Consider the following 22101-nt stretch of genomic DNA (forward strand, 5'->3'; position numbering starts at 1 on the left):
GTTGTAAATTCCTCTCCGCAATTTAAATACTTCCATTTGGTTATAGTTCGGTTTGTATCCAAAATTCAAATTTAGTCTTAATTGATACTTCACTCTAATGCAAACCCTATATAAAAATTGCTGGTATTCAATTATTTGGACTGAAGTACGTTATATATAATGCATATGAAAAAACATTAAAATGCGGTTTCTCCTTTCAAGAGAAACCGCACCATATCAATATTCTCGTTAAATTTTAAACTGACTCGTATATAATTCAAAGTAAAATCCTCTATCTTCCATAAGAGATTCATGATTCCCTCTTTCCAAAATACTTCCATCTTTTATAACAAGGATTTGATCTGCCTTTTCAATTGTTTTGAGTCGATGAGCGATTACAAAACTTGTTCGACCACTCATTAAATTGTTTAGCCCTGCTTGAATTTGCAATTCTGTTCTCGTATCAATATTAGACGTCGCTTCATCGAGAATTAATATATCTGCATCTGCTAAAATTGCTCGTGCAATTGCTAGCAGTTGTTTTTGTCCTTGACTTAAATTCGATCCTTCTGAAGCAATTTCTGTTTCATATTGATTCGGTAAATGCTTAATAAAAGAATGTGCTGATGCTGCTTTAGCTGCATTGATTACTTCTTCATCACTAGCATTTAATCGGCCATAACGGATATTATCCATAATCGATCCAGCAAATAAATACGTATCCTGTAAAACTACTCCTATTTTACTTCGTAAAGAATTAATATCATAATCCTTTATATCTTTTCCATCAATTTGAATTTGGCCTTGCTGTATATCATAAAAACGAGTTAATAAATTAATAATTGTTGTTTTTCCCGATCCAGTCGGACCAACTAAAGCAATTGTCTCTCCAGGATTCGCCTTAAGACTCACTTCTTTTAAAATCATTTTATTTTCCGCGTAGCCAAATGAAACATTCTCAAGTGCGACATGCCCCTGCAGATTTTCTACAACAAATGCATCTTTTTTATTTTGAATTTCTGGTACTTCATCCATAATTTCAAAAACACGTTCCCCGCCAGCAACTGCCGCTTGAATTGTATTCATTAAAGTTGCAAATTGACTTAATGGTCTTGAGAATTGACGCGAATAATTAATAAAAGCTGCAATAACACCTACCGTTGTCATGCCGTTTAAAACCATAACTGATCCCGTTCCAATTACAAGCCCCATTCCTAAGTTATTAATAAAGTTCATACTCGGAAAAATAAAAGCTGAAAATGTATCCGCCTTCGTAGCTGAAACTCTTAGCTGTTCATTAATTTTATTGAAATTTTGTACTGTTTCTTTTTCTTTCCCGTACAATTTTGTAACATCCGCACCTGTTATTGCTTCTTCAATAAATCCATTTAATTCCCCTAAATCTTTTTGACGCTTCGCAAAGTTTTTACCACTATATGCAACTAGTTTTTTTGTAACAATAAACATAATAGGTACTGTAATTAAAGTTACACTTGCTAAAATCCAATCTAATGAAAACATCGCAATTGTCACACCTATAAAAGTTAACGCTGATGAAATAATTTGCACCACACTTTGTGTCAACGCTTGATTCAAATTATCTATATCATTTGTCACACGGCTCATTAAATCCCCTTGAGAACGTACATCAAAGAACCGTAAAGAAAGTGTTTGGATTTTCTCAAAAATATCTTGGCGTATTTTTTGAATTGTTTTTAATGCAACATTAATCATGACGTACGTTTGTAGCCATGTTAAAAGCACTGTTACACCGTAAATCGCTATAAGTAGCATACACATTCTTGCCGTACCGCTTAAATCTTTCGGTACAATATATTGATCTATAATTACCCCCATAAAATACGGACCTAATAACCCGAGTAACGTCGTAACAAATACTAGAAATATAACGAACATAAGAGCAGCTTTTTGATAACCCATATAGTTCCATATCCGCATTACAGTTCCTTTAGTATTTTTCGCTTTTCCCGTCTTCGGTGCGTTACGTCCACCTTTATTAGCAAATTGACCTTGAAAATTACGCATGTTCTTTCCCACCTTCTTTATGTAAATTGCCACCTTGGGAAAGATAGATTTCCTGATATACATCACATTGTTCTAACAGTTGTTCATGAGTACCATCACCAACTAATTCACCATTATCTAGTACGAGAATTTTATCAGCATCTATTATAGATGAGATTTTAGAAGCAATTAATAATGTCGTAGTTCCTTTATATTCTGTTCTTAATGCTGATTGAATATTGGATTCTGATCTAGCATCAACTGCTGATGTAGAATCATCTAATATAAGAATGGATGGTTTTCTCACAAGCGCTCTTGCAATAGATACGCGTTGTTTTTGTCCACCTGATAGATTTGTCGCACCTTGTGTTAAATTATATTGATAAGATTCTTCCAGCTTGTTGATAAACTCCGTCGCACAAGCTGATGTAGCTGCTATTTCCAGTTCATCGCGCGTGGCATCTTCTTTACCATAACGTAAATTACCTTCTATACTTCCTGAAAATAACAATGCCTTTTGAGGTACAAAACCTATTGAAGAACGTAATTTTTGTAAATCGTATGTTTTAACATTTATTCCATCAATACATATTTCACCTTGATCAACATCATAAAGACGCGGTAATAATTTAGCTAAAGTAGATTTACCACTTCCTGTTGATCCAATAATCCCTACTTTTTCACCTTTTCGTATGCTAAATGAAATATCTTTTAAAACGTATTCATTATTTTTCGTATAACTATAACTCACATTTTTAAAATCAATATTCCCCTCGATTTGCTCAGGTTCAATTGCATTAGCTTCGTTCATAATATCAACTTCAGTATTTAAAACTTGTTGTACACGATCCGCAGATGGAAAAGCTCGAGCAATTTGAATAAATACCATACTAATAGACATAAGTGCCATTAAAATGATATTTAAGTAGTTAATAAATGCTAAAATCGCTCCTACTTGAAGAGTTCCATTAAATACTTTTTCTCCACCAATCCATAGTGTTGCAACAATCCCACCACTTACAACTAGCATAATGATTGGCATCATTAACGAAATGAGCTGCACAGCTCGAATATTTATCTTCGTTAAATTTGTATTAACATTTCCAAACTGAGAAATTTCATATTTTTGTCTTACATACGCTTTTATTACACGTACACCAGATAAATTTTCTTGTAGCTTTGTATTCACTTTATCTAATGCCTCTTGCACCTTTTTAAATGTTCCGCTCGCTTTACTTGCAATTAATATAATCGCAAGTAATAAAATTGGGACGACTACAAGTAATATAGGAAATAACTCTCGAGCTGTTACAAAAACAATAATTATACTTCCTATAAATAACAACGGCCCACGAACAAGAACACGTAATGTCATCGTCATTGCCGACTGAATTGAAGTAATATCATTTGTAACAATCGTTAATAATTTTCCTGTTCCAAATGAATCACGATTATTGCTAGAAAATGTTTCTATTTTCGCAAAAACATCTTTTCGTATGTCTGTGGCAAAATTAACAGCAGCTTTTGTAGAATACATCATACACCCAAGTCCGCCAACTAAACCAAGTGCTGCTGCTCCTATCATAAGAAGCCCCATTTTTATTACATAATTCAAATCCCGATTTGCTATCCCAACATCAATAATATGTTGCATAATAGTCGGCTGAATTAAGTCCATCGCAACCTCAAGTACCATAAATAGTGGTCCAATAATAGCGAAGAACATGTATGGTTTTAAATACTGTAACAACTTGCGAAATGATTTCATACATAATCTCCTTCTCTCATGAAATTATCACTGAATACTTCATATCCCCTCCTTATTTAATTAAGCCCTATAGTCTGTAATTTCTTCATTCCTTCTATTATATTATGTAAATTAATATTTAACATTATTAAATGATAAGTATTGATTCCTTTCTGGTCAATAAATATGCTTTACCTTACATAAATAAAAAAACCCGTATTCTTTATTAAAAGAATACGGGTTCCCTCTATATTTGTTCAATAAAAAAGCATTTATATGTACATTTAAAACTCCGTTAATACTGGGAATTTATAACCTTTAAAGTCTAACTCTTTACTACTTCGAACCATTAAATACTTACTAGACTGTAATTCTGTAAACTGTACATCCTCAATCCCTAATTGATCCGGAGAAAAATAAAATTCAACTTCTGTAAAGCTTTCCGTGATTTCCGCACATATTTCATCTAACACTGGAAGTACCGGTGCAAATACGCCAAATACTTTCAACTTTTCATTGTCTACTTCATAAACGATCAGAGCATCTAGTTTCTCTGAATAATACAGTTTCTCATTCCATTTCGTGTCATACATATTTAAATAAAATGAAGAATGGAAGTTTAATGTTGAAAATTTATTTGAAAGCCTTTGGCTACTATCGATTATTTCATGTATTAACTGTCTATCTTCTTCATTATAGTAATCTAATTTTCTAAGTAGAGAATCCTTATTATTATTTTTATCGTATGGTATAGTCATCAAATATTCCTGCACAACTTTAAATCCAAATGATGTATATAGTTCAGGAGTTTCAGTAAACAATAACGCACATTCACACTGCTTATCGATTTCTTCTATCATTTTACTCATTAACCGTGTCATTAGTCCTTGTCTACGAAAATTAGGATGTGTCATTACTGATTGAATGCCCACTGCATTAATTTTTTCACCATTGATTAGCAATGGTAGTGAAAATGCTGCAACATTTGCAATCACTTTATCCTCATGTAAACATGATAAAGCTTTATAAGTATAATCCCAATATCCTTTCTCTGAAAAATCATTCAATGTTTGACTTGTAATCCCAAACACTTCTTCAAATAAAGGCAATAACTGCTCTCTTTTCGGTTCTTCCATTAGAAGATTTACAATTTTTTCAACATTCCCCATGTTGTACCTCCATACGTCAATTCCATTAAATTAGATATACTTATATGACCTACTCATAAAACATAGACCTTACAAATCAATATAGTATCATAAAACATAAAAAAATAGTCTAATTAATTTTATGTTTTGACTATTAGAAAACAAGTCGAATAAACTAATATTAAGATTTTTGGATATTAATAAGTTAATTATATAAAAATAGTGCTTTCTAATTAGCTTTTACTAATAGAAATACACTACATATAATAAAAAAAATTGTTCTTTTTTTCCTTAAATCCACTCCTTCGTACTAATTTCTTCTCCCCTCATTCGTTTTTCAAATGTTTTTCGGCAACTAGTAGGAAGTGATTTTACTTCTAAAATTCTATTTAAACCCTCAATATTTTGTTTCTCCTTATGCATAATACGATTAGCAAACGCTACTGTAACACCTTTCGGATCAAACTCTAGCCATTTTAGCGTATCGACAGGTGATACCCACCCTTCTTTTAATACACAAAAATAAAAACCTGTATATCCTGTTTCTTGAAAATACAATGGTAATTTTGGAACATTGTATTTCTTCACTATAAAATAAGATAGTCTTTACAAGTAAATGATCTCGTCACTGGAGCACTTTTTTAAGTGCTCTTTTTATGTTTTAAACTAATACAAAATGAAATTTTCATTAGATCTTTTCATTTGCGTATAACATTTCCAACCACGTTTTATACTATAACTGTAACTTCAAGTTACATATCCATATTTTTAGGGCCTAATTTCTTTTGTACAACAAGTGGTTAGCGAATTAAGCTAACTGCTTTGTTGTGCCAAATAAAGTTGGTATTAGATATTTGCACCTCAATGAATGGCTCACATATATTATCATGAGCACTACACTACTCTCTCAGGGACCAACTTACTAAGAGCACTACTTAAAAGTGCTCTTTTTAGTTTTTTGAATAAATCCCCGAATACTGTACATACTTTAAATACGCCAATCTGTAACAATTGATTTCTCCTTTAAAACGGGGCAGTTAGCTTTTGCTAGCTGTTTTTTTATTGCTTGTCCACTTCAACCCATTCACCATCATATATCATCCAACCACCATGATTATACAAGTCTTCTTGTAGCTTCATCTTGCTTTGTTTCTCACTTTCGATACACTCTATAATTTTTCTTAATGATTCTTGTGCCTTTATATTATCGTTTTCTAGCTTCATGATTTGTCTTTCTCTAACTGCATCTCCTATGACGAGCAATCATAGGAGATGCAGTTATGAATGAAGAAAATATTATTTTACGTGGAGCTACTGTTGAATCAAGTTTAATCGTTTCAACACCCCACCTATTTTTCTTCATTCACTTTACCAACAGGTCCAACAGGAGCAACAGGTCCAACGGTATCGACTCAGGAAGCGGACCCCTTTTATATATTGAAAGCCGCTTGAAGTGAATCCAAGTTCCTTACATATTATGGAACGGGGTTATATTTGTGACATAAGGGCTTATTTTTATTTTTATTTTTATTTTTAAAGGCTTTTTTCTTATACTTGTGTGCTAGCTAATTCATAAGTTATAGAGTGTAAGTGGGTTAATGATAAGGATGGTGTGAAAATGAGTAAATTTAATAAGAAATTTCATATTCCGTGCGAATGTTTTCTCCCCCCGGTGCCTATACCTGAAGCTGGACCGACTGGGCCAACTGGACCAACTGGACCGACTGGACCAACTGGACCGACTGGACCAACTGGACCGACTGGACCAACTGGACCGACTGCAGTAGCGTGTTGTCCATGTACTAATATTCTTGACAATCCTGGATTTGACGAACCACCATTAATAACCGATCCAGTTCCAGGTTGGAATCAAGTTGGGGATGTTGAAGAAGTAGGTGTTCCAAACGTTCATAGTGGTCGTATTCTTTCAGATGGGACAGTTAGTCTCTTAGCTGCGAAAATTGGACCAGGTGGAAGTATTAATCAATCGGTCGATGTTGACGAAGGTTGTTGTTTTACGTTTTCTTTTGCTGCAGATGTAAGGGATAATGCATTTCTTATAGCCTCTGTATCTTTTCCAGAAATTCCTGAACATAGATGCCCTCCTCTTGCTGCAACTCTTGGCACATTAAATATTCCACATATAATACCAGTTATGAATCAACCGCAATCTGTTTTCCAACATTATGTTCTTGTTGTTTGTATACCTCCTGGTGTGACAGAAGCATGTGTTGCTTTCCAAAATATTGCTACAGGTGGCGAAGGCGCAACAGCTTTTGTTGATAATGTTGTATTTCAGCCCACTGGTGGACCTTGCACTTCATGTTCACAAAATTTCTAATGTATTGATGTACTTGCAGGTTTTTGTTTTACTAGCGGACCATATAACAAAAAAGAGAGCCTTCTGGCTCTCTTTTCATATTAGGAATCACTAGACACTCCAATATGCTGAGCGCATTCCTGTATAGTCCCGGATACATATGAGCAATTCAACTTTATAAACGGTATACTTCTTAGGTGCACTATTCCACCCCCTGCTATTAAAATAGCAGTTTTTATTATTTACGAGAGTGGATTTTATTATTTTATACAAGCACTCTTTCCTTTTGATTAATAAAATATATAGACATTTTAAAGAAAGGAGAGCAACATGAGTATGGCTGATTACTTTTATAAAAACGGTAAAAAATACTATAAAAACCGTTCGCATTCTCATCACAAAAAAGAGGACTGTTTCATTGAAACCCATACGATTGCTGGTTCAAATAGACCGTTAGATATTATCGTACCAGCTAACACTTCAAGAGTTGTTTTTGAAGATTCTACTAATAATCACAATAAAACATTGCTTCAGTTTCATGTTCCTGGTACTTCTGCACCCATTGTAGTAACTATTCGTACAAGAAATTCTCGTAGACCAATTACCGCTACAATAGCTACAGGTGAAACAAGGATTCTTCAAGTAGAAAATTTTGAAAGCCTCACTGTCACAAATAATACTAATACAAGTAGCGATATTGGTATTTTTATTCAAAAAACGTTTTGCATCTGCTGTAATGACCACAATGATTATTATAAAGAACAATCGCGTTCTCTTAACCAAAAGGATAACTGCTTTATCGAAACCCATACCATAGCTGGTTCGGGAACCCCCTCAACTGGAAATGTACCTCTAAGTATTATCGTACCCCCTAACACTGCAAGAGCAGTTTTTGAAGATTTTACTAGTAATCACAACAAAACATTACTTCAGGTATCTGTTCCTAGCGATTCCGCTTCTATTGAAGTAACTATTCGTACAAGAAGTTCTAGCAAACCAATTATCGCCACAATAGTTCCTAATGAAATAAGGATTTTTCAAGTGGAAGATTTCCAAAATCTCACTCTAACAAACAATTCTGATTTCATTGATTTTATTGATATATTTATTCAAAAGACGTTTTGTATTTGCTGCAATGATCAGAACAATCCTTGCGATGAATGTTGCCATAAATACGACCATGATTATGAGTGTTAGATTAACCGCCAAAAGAATCCTTTATATAAAGGGTTCTTTTTCTTTCACTCCCCTCATTTCCCTGTTTTTTTTACCCTATACTAAATTATCCCCTTTTCCACCAACGTCTCTGCGATTTGAACTGAATTCCAAGCTGCACCTTTTAATAAATTATCTGAAACAATCCAAAGGTGAAATCCATTTGGTATATCAGGGTCTTTTCTAACTCTCCCGACAAATGTTTCTATTTTCCCCTCTGCATATAATGGCATTGGATACAACTGTTCACTAGGGGTATCTTGTAAAATAACACCCGGTGCATCCATTAGCACTGCTTTAATCTCTTCTACAGTTGCTTCTTTTTCAAGTTCTATATAAACCGATTCTGAATGTCCTGATACAACTGGAACCCGGACACAAGTAGCTGCCATTTTTAGGTTAGGATCTTCTAAAATTTTCTTCGTCTCTTGAATCATCTTTACTTCTTCAAAGGTGAAATCATTATCTGTAAATATATCTACTTGAGGCAGTACATTAAACGCAATTGGGTAATGCTTTTTATCTTTTTTTGCTGGTAATATGGTACTTTTCATCTCCTCACCTGCAAGCATAGACTTAGCCTGTTCTTTTAATGCATGAATCGCATGAATACCAGAACCTGATACAGCTTGGTATGTGGAAACGATAATTCGTTCCAATCCGAATGCTTTTCGAATTGGCTGGAGTGCCGTTACCATCTGTAAGGCTGAACAATTCGGCACCGCTATAATACCTTTATGCTGCCTTAAAGTATGCGCATTTACTTCTGGAACAACGAGTGGTACATCTTGCGCCATTCGGTATTCACTTGTGTTGTCAATTACGATTGCTCCACTAGAAACTGCATGATTTACAAATTGTCTAGAAACCTCTCCCCCAGCGCTAAAAAAAGCAATATCTACACCTTTAAAGCTATCTGTTTTTGCTTCTTGTATGATTATCTCCCGTCCTTTAAATTGTACTACCTTACCAGCGGATCGTTTTGACGAAAGCAATGTAACTTCAACTATATTAAATTTAGTTTCTTTCTCTAACAGTTCAATAATTTTCTGTCCTACTGCACCTGTAGCCCCAACTACAGCTACATGATAGCCCTTTTTGATCATCTTTTCTCCTCCAATATCACTTGAATGAATGTTTCTACAATTTCATTTTATAAGGAATTTAATTATTTGAAAAATTGAAATACATGATATAATCATTCACAAATCATGATAATAAAAGAGGGATCACTTATGGAAATGAGACATGTTAAAACATTTTGTGCCATTGTTAAGTATGGTGGTTTTTCTAAAGCTGCTCAGGCGTTAGGTTATGCGCAATCTACTGTTACAGGTCATATTAAAGCGTTAGAGGACGATTTACATATTCCTCTTTTCGATCGATTAGGAAAAAAAGTACTTCTTACAAAAGCAGGGCATCAATTTCACCCTTATGCCTTAGAATTACTTGCTATTTATGAAAAAGCGCAAGAAATCCCTCAAAATAGTGATGATTTGGAAGGGACATTAAGTATTACATCTAACGAATCATTAGCAGTGTACCGGTTACCACAATTATTACGTACTTACAAACAGGAAAATCCGAAAGTAAATATCGTACTTGAAACAAATACGAATGAACAAGCATTAAAAAAGCTACATGAAGGAGAAACCGATGTTATCTTCTTAATTGGAGAAAGTATAGAATATAATGATTTTATTACGCGTACTTTTAGTAATGAAACATTTGGATGGATTTTACCACCTTATTCTTCTGCACACACAAATCCATTCCATTTATTACAGGACACCCAGTTTATCTTTACAGAACAAAGCTGTGGCTATAGACCAATGGTAGATCGTTTTTTACGTCAAAGCGGGAATATTCCAGATAAAACATTTGAAACTTCCAATGTTGAAGTCATTAAACAATCTGTGATGTGCGAGTTAGGCATTTCAATTCTTCCTTACATCGTTGTACAAGAAAATTGCCAAAAAGAGCAGCTTTGTTTTCAACCTATCGAAACTCCGGCCATTATTCAAAGTCATGTAATATATCATAAATCTAGATGGATTTCCCCTGTAGTACAGTCGTTTCTTTCCTTACTAGAGTGAGATTAAGATATAAAAAAAGTACATACAAAAAAGAGTAACTGCCTAATAGGCACTTACTCTCTTGCATTAATTATTATATTATTTATTAGTCTGTCCCCCACCCGCAATTAATTTACTACCTGAATATGTACCTTTTTGCATAAACACTTGATTAATTAATTCTTTTTGCTCCTTTTCTGACATTACTCCTTTCCCTTCCCCTAAATTCCCACTTTGTAATTTCCAAATCTTGTTGTGATCCGCATCTACCTTTTCATATTTCCCTTGTTTCCAACGTTCTAAAATATCCACATATGTACTTTTTTGCGCAACATCATTACTGTTTATAATTTCAAGTAAACTTTCAATACGTTCTTGTGTTATAAAAATATAACCCCACTTTTGATCCGCTTTCGTTTTTTGATGTGCCATTTCATGTAACGCTGTCTGTATGTTCTCATCTGTCCATTTAAAGTTTTTATTAAAACCACTATTTGGTAATGAATGATTGCCATTTTCTAAAAGCTTTGCATCTTCCGCTTTTACATTACTATCAGCTAGTACTTCTACTGCCGGAGCAGCTGGTGAAGCTTTTTTCGCAGCAGGTTTACTATTATTTAAATAATATAGCATCCCATACGTTAATCCTACTCCGATTACTGCCATACCAGCTATAATACCGATTATTTTAAATAGTGTTTTCATCTCGCTTATTCCCCCCCCGCATATCCCTTTTCATAATTTTTATCTATTAAAGCTGGTTTAGCATACTTTTTTCATACTAATTAATATAAACATAACTATTACTTTCTAAAAATGTAGCAACGCCATCCTCATCGTTACTTTTCGCAATAAATTTAGCAACTGATTTTAATTCCTCAACAGCATTACTCATCGCTACACCAATCCCACACTTCTCTATCATTTCCATATCATTGTAGTCATCTCCAAATGCAATCACTTCAGCTGCGTCTCGATTTAGATGTTGTAGAACCCGTTGAATACTATTCCATTTCGAAACTTCTGCATGCATGATTTGACACAATGTTCCGTTATCTGTAATGACTGCACTGCACTCAATAGGTAATTCTTTAGTAAACTCCTTATTTATTGAGCCCTTAGTACAAACTATTACTTTCGAAGCTTTTTCAAAGTTCAACTCACTTACATCCATAACTTCACACGGTACATTACCAAAGTAATCAGTAACATCAAAATTTGAATACAACTTATCATTTATTTCAAGACAAATCTGATGTAGATTATACTTTTTTCCTAATTCTATAATTTCTAAAATAATATTTTTTGAAATCTCCATTTCATATAAAACATCATTACCTTTAAGAACAAGAGCTCCATTATAACAAATGACAATCTCATTCTTTAACACGCTGGGAATATACTGGTTTATTGATCTTGGAGGCCTTGCTGTAGCAAAAATCAATTCGTCTCCTTTATTTTTGCACTCCCTCAAAATATTAATAGATTTCTCTGAAATTGTTTTATCGCTTCTTAATAGAGTCCCATCTAAATCCGAAATAATAACTTTCCTCATACGTAAATATAGTCTCCTTTCACAATTTGTACTTCGTTACTGTATTAAAACTATTTCAATAAATTTATTAACACTTCTTTACTTTTGAATCATTGATCCCTCCCCAAACCATATAGTAAAACTATTCATATATTTCCTTATATTGTATTTCTTTTCCGGATGATTTAAAAGATTATTCTGTTAAATCTCTAAATTTTTTGCTATATAAAAAAACAACGAGCGTCTTGAATGACACCCGTTGCTTTTTAATAGGGATGATTTTCTTTTAACCACTTCGTAATAGCATTTAACCTCGAAATATCAAAACGTCTCTCTTCACATACATTTAAACTATTTAAATTTTTCACAATTTCTAATTCATTCGACTTTACACTTTTCGCCTCAATCAATTTGCAGTATCCGTCTGTAACGGTATTTAAATTTTCATAATAACGTTGAAACGATTTTGATATATGTAAATGTTTTTCAAAATTTCTTCTTCTTTTTGTCTCGTCGGATTCTTTCCGCTTTCTAAGCTCCTCATCATTTGTATATAAATAAAAATATTGATCTGGAAAACCAATTTCCTTATTGATCAGCTTTTCTTTATAAAAGTTTTCTATTAAAGATAATGGCTGATCAAATATATCAAAATGGAAACACCAATTATAACTAAGTGGCTGATAAATGTCTCCATCAAGTATTACTAATTCATATTGCTCTGACTTCTGCACTGCTATTTTCCATCGCTCTACTTGTTTTTCAAAATACCATGTTCTATGTTCGTTTTTTGGTCTTTCAAATAAAAAATTCACTTCAGGTATAATATAAGCACCATAATTCTTTTCTAATTCACGACACGTTGTACTTTTACCAACCGCACTTGCTCCCTCAAACGCTATAATCCCCATAGTTTCTCCCTCTTTCATCAATTAAAATCTCGTTGTTTCGCTTTTCTCCCCCATAACTGTTTCCATAAAACAATTGAAGCGATAGAGAGCATTATTGTTGTAATGATACTCCCCTCGATTCCGAATGAACCTCCATGAAGGATTTCTGCTCCATTTGTTACAGGTTTAAATAATGGCGTTGAATATATCGTCATGCCACTAACTGCAAAACCGTATACATTATATTGTGACCAATTCCACAGCGAATGCCACGCGCATATCCCCCAAAGACTACTGTCTTTTAAAACGTAAAAAGCTGCGAATACACCAACTAATATTATATTCGATATCGAAAGAATTGTAATACCTGGATTAAGTAAATGAAGAAAACCAAATAAAAAAGACGTCACAATAATCCCAACCCATATACGGCTTCTAACAGAAAGAACTGGGAATAACCAACCTCGAACAACAATCTCTTCTGTTGCACCTTGTATTAAAAAAGCAACTAAAGATCCCGCAATTCCAAGTATAGCGGTTGGTGTAATTTGTTGCATTTGTAGTTGTACAATTCCTGTTAATACAAGTACCATCACTGGTATTGAAATGAAAATAAATCCTATAAATGCACCTCTCAAATATTTTCTTATCCATTGATCTTTCCAAAAACCAATTGATGAAAATGATCTTTTCTCTACAAATCTAACCCATAAAAAAACAAAAAATATAGCACCACCAAACGTTAATATCATCTCAATATTGCTATAAATTGCCTTTATAAAGGTTGTTTCTGCTTTCGGTAAAAACAACATAAATAACATAAACAATTCACCTAAAGTTAAAAATACAATTGCAAGTATAACAGCGAATACAGGATGAACTTTTTTTCTTCCTTCTTTTGCTGCTTCAATTATTTTAAAATGAGTAGGTTGCAATATCCTCTCCTCCTTAACAAATACATCACCACTATTCTTAAATATATATCGTTTCCCTCATACAAATTTCCTACAAAAATGTTCTTAGTTTAGCATAAACCAAAAATAGGAATAATATATAAATAAAAGAGATGTCTTTGTGTCTTTTACCATTCTATCCCGTATTTCTTACTGGTATTACCAGCACTTGCTATTTCACACCATTTGTTGTAAGATAGTAATTAAGGTCAATTTAACACTATATTTTCTTTGCATATTATCAAGTATCAATCAGGAACATTTTTTTACTCCTTATGGGTTTTTGATAATATGTGAACTTTTATTTTTCATTCAAATAAGGCCGATCATATTGTAATCTTTTTAAATTTTAGGAGGCATTACCATGACATTAACAGGTAAAGTAAAATGGTTTAACAGCGAAAAAGGTTTCGGTTTCATCGAAGTTGAAGGCGGTAACGACGTATTCGTTCACTTCTCAGCTATCACTGGCGACGGCTTCAAATCTCTTGACGAAGGTCAAGAAGTTAGCTTCGAAGTTGAAGACGGTAACCGTGGACCTCAAGCTAAAAACGTTGTAAAGCTATAATTCAAACAATAAAAAGGTTGTTACCAGCACGGTTAACAACCTTTTTAATATATAACTAAAATTTTTTACATAAAAGGAGTGGTTATATGTATCGCAATCGAAAGAACGATGTAGCAGAAGTACCACCAGAACAAACCCCTGTCTGGGAATGTGAAGCAGAGGATTGTTTAGGATGGATGAGAAAGAACTTTTCATTTGAAGAAGAGCCTAAATGCCCTTTATGTAAAAGTAGCATGAAAAGCGGAGAACGTTTATTACCTAAATTAGGTTGATTTTTACATGCCCCTCTTATTTTATTAAGAGGGGCTTTTTATTAATAATGATTATCCTCTATATCTGTTCGTACAACAGAATACATTAATGCATCATGTTGTTTATTTCCTTGATGAATGTATCCGCGTAACAGTCCTTCTTTTTGAAAACCTAATTTAGATAACATATTACACGAAGTTATATTTTCAGGATATGTAATAGCTCCAATTCTAAATAAACCTAAATCTCGAAATCCATAAGTAATAATTTCTCGAGCAGCTTCTGAAGCATAGCCATTCCCCCAATAACGAGGATGTAAATCATATCCAATCTCAGATCGTTTACTCCAAAGTTGTAAATTATTTAATCCAATTGTTCCTACCAAAGTATTTGTTTCTTTTAAAACAATCCCCCAACGTATCGCCTTTTTCTCAAAGTAATTTTTCGAAAAAGATTCAATCATGCGTGAAGCTTGTCCAAACTCAGTAAAAGAATTCATACCGTAATAACATGTTACCTCATCCAATGAGAATATTTCATATATTTTTTGACAATAAGATTGTTCTATTTCAACTAAGCGCAAGCGTTCAGTTTCTAACATAGGAAATGCCATAGGATCACTCCTTTCTCTCTACTAGTTTATTATAGCAGAAAAAATATTTATAATTAGGAAAGTCCTCAATGTCCCACAAATCAAACATTTCTAGCAACGCCTATCCTCTTAATAATATATAACTTCGTTGTATTTATTAATTTCCCCTCTAATTCATACCCTCCCATGTTAAAATATAGAAAAACAGTAAATACTTCTTACGGAGGTGCGTAAACTTTATGTATATTTTTATCGGCTTAGCCCTCTTAATCATTTTGCTCATTTTTTTATTCGCAAGAAAATTCACACCAAATTCATTTATGATGACTAGTTTTAAAGGGAATAGCTTTAAAACTTTTTCAGTTGGTATATTAATCGCTGCCACACTCTTTCTTTCATACGGAATCTATCACGCAGCAACATATCAACCTAGATATTTAGATATTAAATTACAAAATCAAAATTTTACTGTTTTCGGTAATGTTGGTGAGTTTGGTTATTTCTCAGAAGAATTACTAAAAAAAGATGCAGAAGTTGAACTGTATTTTGCCTCTTGGGAAACAATACAATTAAATAATCCGAAAATAATAATAGACTACCCTTCAGGCAAACAAGAAACATGGAAGCCTAATATAACAATAATACCTACAAATAAATTACAAGAAGAACATAATATTAAAGAACTTTATCAACTCTCACCGTACTCCTTTAAAGAATCTGGAAAAATAACATTAACTATTAAAGAGAATAAAGCATCCCATAAAAAAATTTCAATTAATGTGAAGTAATTACAAATAAAATGTCCCTCCATTATGTTGGAGGGACATTTTATTTACATATGTATTCTATGACTGTCCATTCAATGTCGCAATTATTTCATTGGCAGTATTCTTTCCGTTTCCAATACAAGCACCAATTCCGACACCGTAATATGAAGCTCCAGCTAAGTATACATTTGGATAAAGAGCCGTCAATTTTTCATTTAATGATTGCAACGCTTGATTATGTTCCAAATGATATTTTGGCATTAAATCTTTCCAATTTGTAACTTCAATTACTTCTGGTTCACCTTGAATTCCAAGACTCTTTTCAATATCATATAAAGCTACTCGTACTAATTCCTCTTCACTATAACTTTTGATCGTTTCATATACTGGATTAGTGCTCTTATAAAACATTCTTACTAATAGCTTGTGTTTATCCGATGTATGTTTCCACTTCCTGCTTGTCCATGTGCAAGCATCACAATGTAAATCACTGTTTTCCGTTGCGATAAACCCTGTGCCATCAGCCGGTAGTTGCTCATCTAGTATGTCAAAACCTAAGTAAATACTAATAAGCGATGAATTTTTAAATTTATTAAAATTCTCGTTTAACTCATTAGACTGTAATAAAGTTTGTGCGATATCATGTGGAGCTGCTAAAACAACATAATCAGCTTGTATTGTCTCATGATTTGCAAAAGAAACCTCATATCGATCACCTTTTTTACTTACAGCTGTCGTTACAATACCTTTTTTAATGACAGTCTCATTCAGCACTTCTTCTAAGCGATTAATAATCGTAGATAGTCCACCTTTAAATGATACAAACTTTTTATTTCCTGCTGATTGAAATTGTTTTTTATTCTCTTCAAAACCTTTAATAATACTTCCATATTTATTTTTATAATCCAGTAAATACGGTAAAGTAGATGCCATAGTAAGCTCATTCAATTTACCGGAATATACACCTGAAAGCACAGGTGCGATTTGTCTTTCCACTAACTCTTTCCCTAAAAAGCTTTCTAAAAATACTGCAAGTGATGTATCTTTCGTAAACTCTTTATTTTTCGTTATGAAATCTTTTAATGCAACAATTTTCCCTTTCGTTGAGACTAGCGTACTGCTAAACAACGACTCGACACTCATCGGTATCCCAAATATAGTATCAGAAGGAATTGGATGTAATACGTTATCAGAATATATGTAAGAAATACCCGTTTCGTTATAAACCATTTCTTCTTCTAAATTTAATTCTTTAACAAGCGGCATAACATGTTCATTACGAGCAACGATAGAATCTGCCCCTGATTCCATAATAAAATCCTTTTCTTCTACGCTATGGATTTTACCACCTAAAAACTCTTCTTTCTCGACAAGGATTAAATTTAAATCGATATTATAATCTTTTTTTAATTTTTCTAAATAAAACATAGTAGAGAGTCCCGTTATACCTCCACCGATAACAACAACTGTTTTCATATTTGCCGCGCTCCTAACCGATACAATTAATAATTCCTTTATTATTATACCCAAAATCCCTCATATTCGACTAGCAGCTTGCGCATTCTGTAAGAAATTAGACAATATATATGCATAAAAAAGAACTACAACATATTCAAACCACGTCATAGTTCTTTCTATTTTAAAAACATAAACCAGTTTATTAATTTGTCAATTTCTTGGCTGAGTTCTATTACTTTTTCATGTTGAAATCCATAATTTGAGACTAGATTCCATAATTCTTCTTTTTTCAATTCAATTATTTTTTCTAACTTTACTAACTCCATGTCGTCTTTATTCGCTCCAATTTTAAAATGTATATATTTTAGTATAGCCTACTTACATAATAAGTAAAAGTCTCCTCTTACAAATCATTTTAATTCTCTACCATACTTACTATGCAAGACTTCCTTACAATTATCCCATTTAGGAGTAGTATCCTGTTCCCAATTCGTATATTCTAATTCACTAGCTATCTTCCTTGCAATTTTCATTGCCTTTAAATGATTACCATTGTTACGGAACTCTTTCATATACTCCTTATTCTCCCAAACCGTTAACATCCAATATGTATACCATCCTTTTTTTGCAAATGAAGAATATATTAAGCCATTCGCTTTTCTACCTTAGCTTAACGAAGGTGTTAATACAAATAAGATGTGGTTCATTTCGTCACTCTTATTCAAAAATCTATGCTTCACATTCGGCGGAATACGCACAACATCTCCTTCTTCTAAAAAATATTCATTCCCTTCCAATTCCACATACACTTCACCCTTCATTACAACAGCAATTTCTTCTTTATCTTCGTGAGAATAATGACTTTCTGTTGTGTTTGCGTGTTCATTTAAATCCATCATTAGCATTTCAATGCGAGCTTTCATAAAGTCTGGTGTTAACACATCATAAACAATGTGATCATTATTTTCTCGATATACTTTTTTCCGATCTTTCTTCTTCGAAATAAGCGTGTCTGTATCAATATCATTAATAAAAAGAGTAAATAGCGGTACATTTAATGCTTTCGCTATTAATTCCAATACACTTAAAGAAGGGTTGGCATGCCCTCTTTCGATTTGACTAATAAGTGAAGTACTAATTCCTGCATAATCAGCAAATTCACGAATTGTCATATTATTTTTCTTACGATAACTTAAAACAGTTTGACCTAGTCGATAATGAATCATTGTTACAACTTCCTTTCGTCCATCATAATACATCTTTCGTTCCTTTTGTGCTGACATACTAAACAGTGGTAATTAATCCTTCCTTATTTCACCTTAGGCTTATATACTAACTTTTGTACATTATATTATATATAGTTTATTATACTAAACAATCTAACGGAGGGACAAACTTTGAAATCACCTATTCTTTCATATTTCATCTTATTTTTCGGTGTGTTCGCCTTATCTACTTCAGCAATCTTCGTAAAAATAGCAGATGCCCCTGCAGCAATCACTGCTTTTTATCGATTATTGTTTGCTACGGCAATTCTTTTACCATTTCTAATATTTAATACAAACAATCGAAGCGAACTTCGCTCATTATCAAAAAAACAATGGGGATTTGGACTCTTATCTGGATTATTTCTAGCAGCTCATTATGTACTATGGTTTGAATCATTACAGTATACTTCTGTAGCGAGTTCTACAGTTATCGTAACGTTGCAACCTTTATTTTCAATGGTCGGTGATTATTTTTTATTTAGGGAAAGGTTTACAAAAAAGGCGATTTTAGGCTACCTTATTGCGATTTCAGGAAGTATCGTGATTGGGTGGCAAGATTTTCAAATTAGTGGTGAGGCTTTATACGGCGATATTTTAGCTTTTATTGCTGCTGGCGTCATAACAGCTTACTTTTTCATTAGTCAACATGTTCGTAAAGACCTATCCTTAATACCGTATTCCGTAATTAGTTATGGCAGCAGTTCACTCTTTCTCGGTATATTTGCTTACACGCAGCAGTCATCTTTCTTCAATTATTCTGCACAAACATGGTGGTCCTTTATAGGTCTAGCATTCATTGCAACGATTTTAGGGCAAACAATTTTCAATTGGTTATTAAAATGGATGAGTGCTACTGTTATCTCGATGAGTATTTTAGGAGAAACAATTGGAACTTGTATTCTAGCCTATTTTATTTTAGAGGAAACAATTTCTTTACAGCAAGGACTAGGAATTCTACTTATTTTCATTGGATTAGCATTATTTTTATTACAACCGAAACAACTGAATCACAATTTATAAAGTGAAACTTTAATCAGTGGGGGTTTGTTCATCCCCCGCTGATTATTAGCCCTCACCAATCGGGCGTTTACGGGCAGTTTATCTCCCACCTAACTTCTTTGCTCCAGCCAAATTTTGAGGTGGGGGTTTTACTGCCCACAAATAGCGGGATAAACAAGAAAAGCATGACATTAGTTTGCCATGCTTTTCTTGTTTATTTATTATTGAGGGGATTGTTCCATTTGCTTTTGCTGTAGCCTTTGCTCTAACACATGAATCATAAAGAGAAAATGCTCTGCTTCTCTTGTAACATGATCAGCAAGCAATGGATTTATGACACTTCGAATTTGGCATGTTTGAATTAACTCTAACCCTGCTTTTTTGAAATTCCTTAACTCAACAGTGGCATTTTCACTATCCTTATTCATTTTTCCTATAATCGGATATGTCGGTTCTTTTTGATATAACATGGATTCAACATCTCTAGCTTGATTTAGAAGAACTTCAAAATCATCACCAAATTTCAGTGCTGTATGAACAAGATTTCTCTCCGATTGATCCAGTAATGATCCAATAAAACGCGAGTGTTCCATCATAATACGCAGCCAGAAAACATTCTCACTAATAATTGCATCTTGAATAGGATCCATTTTCCCCTCGTTAAACTTTTGGAGTGTCCGCATAAAATATTCTGCTTCTCTTGCAACATGATCCACTAAAAGTGGGAAATTAAACCCTTTCACCTTACAATTAATAATTAAAATAAGTAAATTTCTTTTATAATTACGAAAAGCATATACGAGTTGAATACTCTCTTCATTTAGTTGCCGAACTGCTTGAACAGTTTGTGGAATAGTAAATGCTTTTTGCAGCTGCCTATCAAACAGATTATAAAATTGCTCAACTTGCTGAATTAAATTTTTATCGTTACGATTAAATCCCTCACCAAGAAATAAAGCATGCTCTTTCATTATACGTAACCAAAATCTATTTTCAGTTATAGATCGCTCAATAAATAATTGTTCTGTTAATGATTCAGGTGGAGCCGCCTTCAATTCCGGTGGCAACAGCATAGCCCGTTGTGGGTCCATAATAAAATGGCCAGGAATAGGTTGTTCTTTTGACATTACAATCACTCCTTATTCCTTGAATGCACTATTTTGCTATGTATAAAAATAAATATAATTTAATTATACTTATGCGATGATTTTTTCAAGGTTTTTGAAATTTCCACACATCTATTTCCTTATCTCATACTTTGGCGCAGGTTGATCTATATGTCCATTTTGTTCATTCCCCTTGCACATAGAAATAGATTCTATTAAGTAATATGCTTTCCCGATCAAGATGATTCCTAATGCTTCACCTGCTAAAACATCCGTTAAATAAAAATTTCTCTTTACTTTTAATAAACTAAAAAAAGCATGGCGTCATTTTGCCATACTTTTTCAAAACAAATCGATATTTCAGTTCAATTTATATCACTATTTATTATGTACAATCAAACCATTTGGTCTAAAACGACTCATCATGATTTCATTAACAAACTTCCCATGCGCCTTCAAATTCCCGATCTTTACACCCTCTACTACAAATCCAAACTTTTCATATAATGTCCTCGCTCCAGGGTTTGTTTCTAGCACACCAAGTTCTACTCGCTCTAACATTAGCCAATTATCGGCAAGATCAAGCATTTTTGTAAGTAACGCTTTTCCAATTCCTTTATTATGATATTCACTATCTACTCCGATGAATAGATCTCCCGAATGAGATCTACGTCCTGGACTTTGGGTTAAACCGATAAAGCCAACAACTTCTCCGCCATACTCTGCAACAAATTCAAATTGATTCGGCGCTAAATTTCGAATTCTATTCTCCATCGCATCCACACGCATACTCGGCAAGAAAACCATATATGGTAAAACATCATCTTGAATGCATATACGATGAATTGCTCTAGCATCTTGTATTTCTACCGCTCTAACGTTAATCTCCATCTTTCACCCCTCCATTCGAATATCATATTCTAATATCCAATATTAAAATCCTGCCTATCCTTATTTCTTTGTGTTATTTTCACATAATTATTTCGAGTTGATATTCATTTTTTAAATATCAACTCTTAATGACGACTTCAAATACTTTTTGCTGTTCTACTAAATCCATTGGAATTTTTTCAGATTCGTCCCCATATTTATCTTGATTATCTTTTATTATTTCCTCAAACAATGATTGCTGTTTTTTACTCCATGAATATCTACACAGATACCCAATCATTTAATTATCTTAATAACTATATATTCTATGTCCA

At 33.2% G+C, this 22101-nt stretch carries 24 protein-coding genes and 1 pseudogene; 7 read left to right on the plus strand and 18 right to left on the minus strand.

What is annotated here, in order from left to right; genetic code table 11:
• Positions 1–228 precede the first annotated feature (228 nt).
• The 5 genes and pseudogenes from COC96_RS00665 to COC96_RS27435 all read right to left on the minus strand — a co-directional run bounded on the left by COC96_RS00665 (position 229) and on the right by COC96_RS27435 (position 6123).
• Positions 229–2025 (minus strand): ABC transporter ATP-binding protein, encoded by a 1797-nt coding sequence (locus tag COC96_RS00665; RefSeq protein WP_098266792.1) that lies wholly within the window; start codon positions 2023–2025, stop codon positions 229–231.
• Positions 2018–3772, minus strand: a complete 1755-nt coding sequence (locus COC96_RS00670; RefSeq protein WP_098266791.1) for an ABC transporter ATP-binding protein — start codon at positions 3770–3772, stop codon at positions 2018–2020. Before COC96_RS00670 ends, COC96_RS00665 begins: the two co-directional genes overlap by 8 nt.
• A gap of 263 nt (positions 3773–4035) precedes the next feature.
• Positions 4036–4920, minus strand: a complete 885-nt coding sequence (locus tag COC96_RS00675) for a GNAT family N-acetyltransferase (RefSeq protein ID WP_098266790.1) — start codon at positions 4918–4920, stop codon at positions 4036–4038.
• A gap of 270 nt (positions 4921–5190) precedes the next feature.
• Positions 5191–5490 (minus strand): annotated as a pseudogene (locus COC96_RS00680) (3-alpha domain-containing protein); the annotation flags it as partial.
• 468 nt (positions 5491–5958) lie between these two features.
• On the minus strand, positions 5959–6123 hold the full coding sequence (locus tag COC96_RS27435; protein ID WP_176538798.1) for a hypothetical protein: 165 nt from the start codon (positions 6121–6123) through the stop codon (positions 5959–5961).
• 394 nt (positions 6124–6517) lie between these two features.
• On the opposite strand from COC96_RS27435, the gene COC96_RS27035 reads away from it, so the two are divergent.
• Together COC96_RS27035 and COC96_RS00685 are read left to right on the plus strand one after the other, a co-directional pair.
• A complete protein-coding gene (locus COC96_RS27035; protein ID WP_142339935.1) occupies positions 6518–7240 on the plus strand; it encodes a collagen-like protein in 723 nt (240 codons plus the stop codon).
• 315 nt (positions 7241–7555) lie between these two features.
• Positions 7556–8416 carry an exosporium protein D gene (locus COC96_RS00685; RefSeq protein WP_098266944.1) on the plus strand — a complete coding sequence of 287 codons (861 nt, stop codon included), beginning with the start codon at positions 7556–7558 and terminating at the stop codon, positions 8414–8416.
• 80 nt (positions 8417–8496) lie between these two features.
• Here the strand turns inward: COC96_RS00685 and COC96_RS00690 are convergent, their stop codons facing one another.
• Positions 8497–9540 carry an aspartate-semialdehyde dehydrogenase gene (locus COC96_RS00690; protein ID WP_098768092.1) on the minus strand — a complete coding sequence of 348 codons (1044 nt, stop codon included), beginning with the start codon at positions 9538–9540 and terminating at the stop codon, positions 8497–8499.
• A 129-nt stretch (positions 9541–9669) separates the two neighbouring features.
• Here COC96_RS00690 and COC96_RS00695 point away from each other — a divergent pair, with 129 nt between their 5' ends.
• Positions 9670–10530 carry a LysR family transcriptional regulator gene (locus COC96_RS00695; RefSeq protein ID WP_098768093.1) on the plus strand — a complete coding sequence of 287 codons (861 nt, stop codon included), beginning with the start codon at positions 9670–9672 and terminating at the stop codon, positions 10528–10530.
• A gap of 78 nt (positions 10531–10608) precedes the next feature.
• Here the strand turns inward: COC96_RS00695 and COC96_RS00700 are convergent, their stop codons facing one another.
• The 4 genes from COC96_RS00700 to COC96_RS00715 all read right to left on the minus strand — a co-directional run bounded on the left by COC96_RS00700 (position 10609) and on the right by COC96_RS00715 (position 13868).
• Complete coding sequence (locus COC96_RS00700) at positions 10609–11214, minus strand: PRK06770 family protein (protein ID WP_098266786.1); 606 nt, start codon at positions 11212–11214, stop codon at positions 10609–10611.
• Between the two features lie 76 nt (positions 11215–11290).
• Entirely contained in the window at positions 11291–12064 is a 774-nt protein-coding gene (locus COC96_RS00705) for an HAD family hydrolase (RefSeq protein ID WP_098266785.1), read from the minus strand.
• Positions 12065–12309: 245 nt separating this feature from the next.
• On the minus strand, positions 12310–12972 hold the full coding sequence (locus COC96_RS00710) for an AAA family ATPase (RefSeq protein ID WP_142319437.1): 663 nt from the start codon (positions 12970–12972) through the stop codon (positions 12310–12312).
• Complete coding sequence (locus COC96_RS00715) at positions 12972–13868, minus strand: CPBP family intramembrane glutamic endopeptidase (protein WP_098266784.1); 897 nt, start codon at positions 13866–13868, stop codon at positions 12972–12974. The genes COC96_RS00710 and COC96_RS00715 overlap by 1 nt, the downstream gene beginning before the upstream one ends.
• Positions 13869–14250: 382 nt before the next feature.
• On the opposite strand from COC96_RS00715, the gene cspD reads away from it, so the two are divergent.
• Positions 14251–14454, plus strand: a complete 204-nt coding sequence (gene cspD / locus COC96_RS00720) for a cold-shock protein CspD (protein ID WP_000176368.1) — start codon at positions 14251–14253, stop codon at positions 14452–14454.
• An 86-nt stretch (positions 14455–14540) separates the two neighbouring features.
• On the plus strand, positions 14541–14726 hold the full coding sequence (locus tag COC96_RS00725; RefSeq protein WP_000286198.1) for a cold-shock protein: 186 nt from the start codon (positions 14541–14543) through the stop codon (positions 14724–14726).
• A 41-nt stretch (positions 14727–14767) separates the two neighbouring features.
• Here the strand turns inward: COC96_RS00725 and COC96_RS00730 are convergent, their stop codons facing one another.
• Positions 14768–15319 carry a GNAT family N-acetyltransferase gene (locus COC96_RS00730; RefSeq protein ID WP_098266783.1) on the minus strand — a complete coding sequence of 184 codons (552 nt, stop codon included), beginning with the start codon at positions 15317–15319 and terminating at the stop codon, positions 14768–14770.
• Positions 15320–15537: 218 nt separating this feature from the next.
• Between COC96_RS00730 and COC96_RS00735 the strand changes: the two genes are divergently transcribed.
• A complete protein-coding gene (locus tag COC96_RS00735) occupies positions 15538–16086 on the plus strand; it encodes a hypothetical protein (protein WP_098266782.1) in 549 nt (182 codons plus the stop codon).
• 57 nt (positions 16087–16143) lie between these two features.
• Here the strand turns inward: COC96_RS00735 and COC96_RS00740 are convergent, their stop codons facing one another.
• The 4 genes from COC96_RS00740 to COC96_RS00755 all read right to left on the minus strand — a co-directional run bounded on the left by COC96_RS00740 (position 16144) and on the right by COC96_RS00755 (position 18806).
• On the minus strand, positions 16144–17541 hold the full coding sequence (locus tag COC96_RS00740; RefSeq protein WP_098266781.1) for a protoporphyrinogen oxidase: 1398 nt from the start codon (positions 17539–17541) through the stop codon (positions 16144–16146).
• A gap of 158 nt (positions 17542–17699) precedes the next feature.
• Entirely contained in the window at positions 17700–17849 is a 150-nt protein-coding gene (locus COC96_RS00745; RefSeq protein WP_098266780.1) for an aspartyl-phosphate phosphatase Spo0E family protein, read from the minus strand.
• Between the two features lie 84 nt (positions 17850–17933).
• Positions 17934–18125 (minus strand): hypothetical protein, encoded by a 192-nt coding sequence (locus tag COC96_RS00750; RefSeq protein WP_257201232.1) that lies wholly within the window; start codon positions 18123–18125, stop codon positions 17934–17936.
• Positions 18126–18188: 63 nt separating this feature from the next.
• Positions 18189–18806, minus strand: a complete 618-nt coding sequence (locus COC96_RS00755) for a helix-turn-helix domain-containing protein (protein ID WP_098266779.1) — start codon at positions 18804–18806, stop codon at positions 18189–18191.
• 114 nt (positions 18807–18920) lie between these two features.
• On the opposite strand from COC96_RS00755, the gene COC96_RS00760 reads away from it, so the two are divergent.
• Positions 18921–19811, plus strand: coding sequence for a DMT family transporter (locus COC96_RS00760; protein ID WP_098768094.1), 891 nt, complete (start codon positions 18921–18923; stop codon positions 19809–19811).
• A gap of 200 nt (positions 19812–20011) precedes the next feature.
• On the opposite strand, the gene COC96_RS00765 is transcribed toward COC96_RS00760, so the two are convergent.
• From COC96_RS00765 to COC96_RS27440, 3 genes are all read right to left on the minus strand, one after another.
• Complete coding sequence (locus COC96_RS00765) at positions 20012–20917, minus strand: DUF2935 domain-containing protein (protein ID WP_098266777.1); 906 nt, start codon at positions 20915–20917, stop codon at positions 20012–20014.
• 357 nt (positions 20918–21274) lie between these two features.
• Positions 21275–21787, minus strand: coding sequence for a GNAT family N-acetyltransferase (locus COC96_RS00775; protein WP_098266776.1), 513 nt, complete (start codon positions 21785–21787; stop codon positions 21275–21277).
• A gap of 118 nt (positions 21788–21905) precedes the next feature.
• On the minus strand, positions 21906–22067 hold the full coding sequence (locus COC96_RS27440) for a hypothetical protein (protein WP_176538819.1): 162 nt from the start codon (positions 22065–22067) through the stop codon (positions 21906–21908).
• Positions 22068–22101: the final 34 nt, after the last annotated feature.

This window comes from Bacillus cereus, from assembly GCF_002577405.1.
GTDB lineage: Bacteria > Bacillota > Bacilli > Bacillales > Bacillaceae_G > Bacillus_A > Bacillus_A cereus_AU.

Coding starts and splice junctions, on each gene's coding strand:
- COC96_RS00710 (WP_142319437.1), bottom strand. CDS start 12,972: ATGAAAGAGGGAGAAACTATGGGGATTATAGCGTTTGAGGGAGCAAGT.
- COC96_RS00685 (WP_098266944.1), top strand. CDS start 7,556: ATGGCTGATTACTTTTATAAAAACGGTAAAAAATACTATAAAAACCGT.
- COC96_RS00740 (WP_098266781.1), bottom strand. CDS start 17,541: ATGAAAACAGTTGTTGTTATCGGTGGAGGTATAACGGGACTCTCTACT.
- COC96_RS00725 (WP_000286198.1), top strand. CDS start 14,541: ATGTATCGCAATCGAAAGAACGATGTAGCAGAAGTACCACCAGAACAA.
- COC96_RS27440 (WP_176538819.1), bottom strand. CDS start 22,067: ATGATTGGGTATCTGTGTAGATATTCATGGAGTAAAAAACAGCAATCA.
- COC96_RS00730 (WP_098266783.1), bottom strand. CDS start 15,319: ATGGCATTTCCTATGTTAGAAACTGAACGCTTGCGCTTAGTTGAAATA.
- COC96_RS00745 (WP_098266780.1), bottom strand. CDS start 17,849: ATGGAGTTAGTAAAGTTAGAAAAAATAATTGAATTGAAAAAAGAAGAA.
- COC96_RS00705 (WP_098266785.1), bottom strand. CDS start 12,064: ATGAGGAAAGTTATTATTTCGGATTTAGATGGGACTCTATTAAGAAGC.
- COC96_RS00755 (WP_098266779.1), bottom strand. CDS start 18,806: ATGTCAGCACAAAAGGAACGAAAGATGTATTATGATGGACGAAAGGAA.
- COC96_RS27435 (WP_176538798.1), bottom strand. CDS start 6,123: ATGAAGCTAGAAAACGATAATATAAAGGCACAAGAATCATTAAGAAAA.
- COC96_RS00700 (WP_098266786.1), bottom strand. CDS start 11,214: ATGAAAACACTATTTAAAATAATCGGTATTATAGCTGGTATGGCAGTA.
- COC96_RS00695 (WP_098768093.1), top strand. CDS start 9,670: ATGGAAATGAGACATGTTAAAACATTTTGTGCCATTGTTAAGTATGGT.
- COC96_RS00675 (WP_098266790.1), bottom strand. CDS start 4,920: ATGGGGAATGTTGAAAAAATTGTAAATCTTCTAATGGAAGAACCGAAA.
- COC96_RS00775 (WP_098266776.1), bottom strand. CDS start 21,787: ATGGAGATTAACGTTAGAGCGGTAGAAATACAAGATGCTAGAGCAATT.
- COC96_RS00670 (WP_098266791.1), bottom strand. CDS start 3,772: ATGAAATCATTTCGCAAGTTGTTACAGTATTTAAAACCATACATGTTC.
- COC96_RS27035 (WP_142339935.1), top strand. CDS start 6,518: ATGAGTAAATTTAATAAGAAATTTCATATTCCGTGCGAATGTTTTCTC.
- COC96_RS00735 (WP_098266782.1), top strand. CDS start 15,538: ATGTATATTTTTATCGGCTTAGCCCTCTTAATCATTTTGCTCATTTTT.
- COC96_RS00665 (WP_098266792.1), bottom strand. CDS start 2,025: ATGCGTAATTTTCAAGGTCAATTTGCTAATAAAGGTGGACGTAACGCA.
- COC96_RS00765 (WP_098266777.1), bottom strand. CDS start 20,917: ATGTCAAAAGAACAACCTATTCCTGGCCATTTTATTATGGACCCACAA.
- cspD (WP_000176368.1), top strand. CDS start 14,251: ATGACATTAACAGGTAAAGTAAAATGGTTTAACAGCGAAAAAGGTTTC.
- COC96_RS00690 (WP_098768092.1), bottom strand. CDS start 9,540: ATGATCAAAAAGGGCTATCATGTAGCTGTAGTTGGGGCTACAGGTGCA.
- COC96_RS00750 (WP_257201232.1), bottom strand. CDS start 18,125: ATGTTAACGGTTTGGGAGAATAAGGAGTATATGAAAGAGTTCCGTAAC.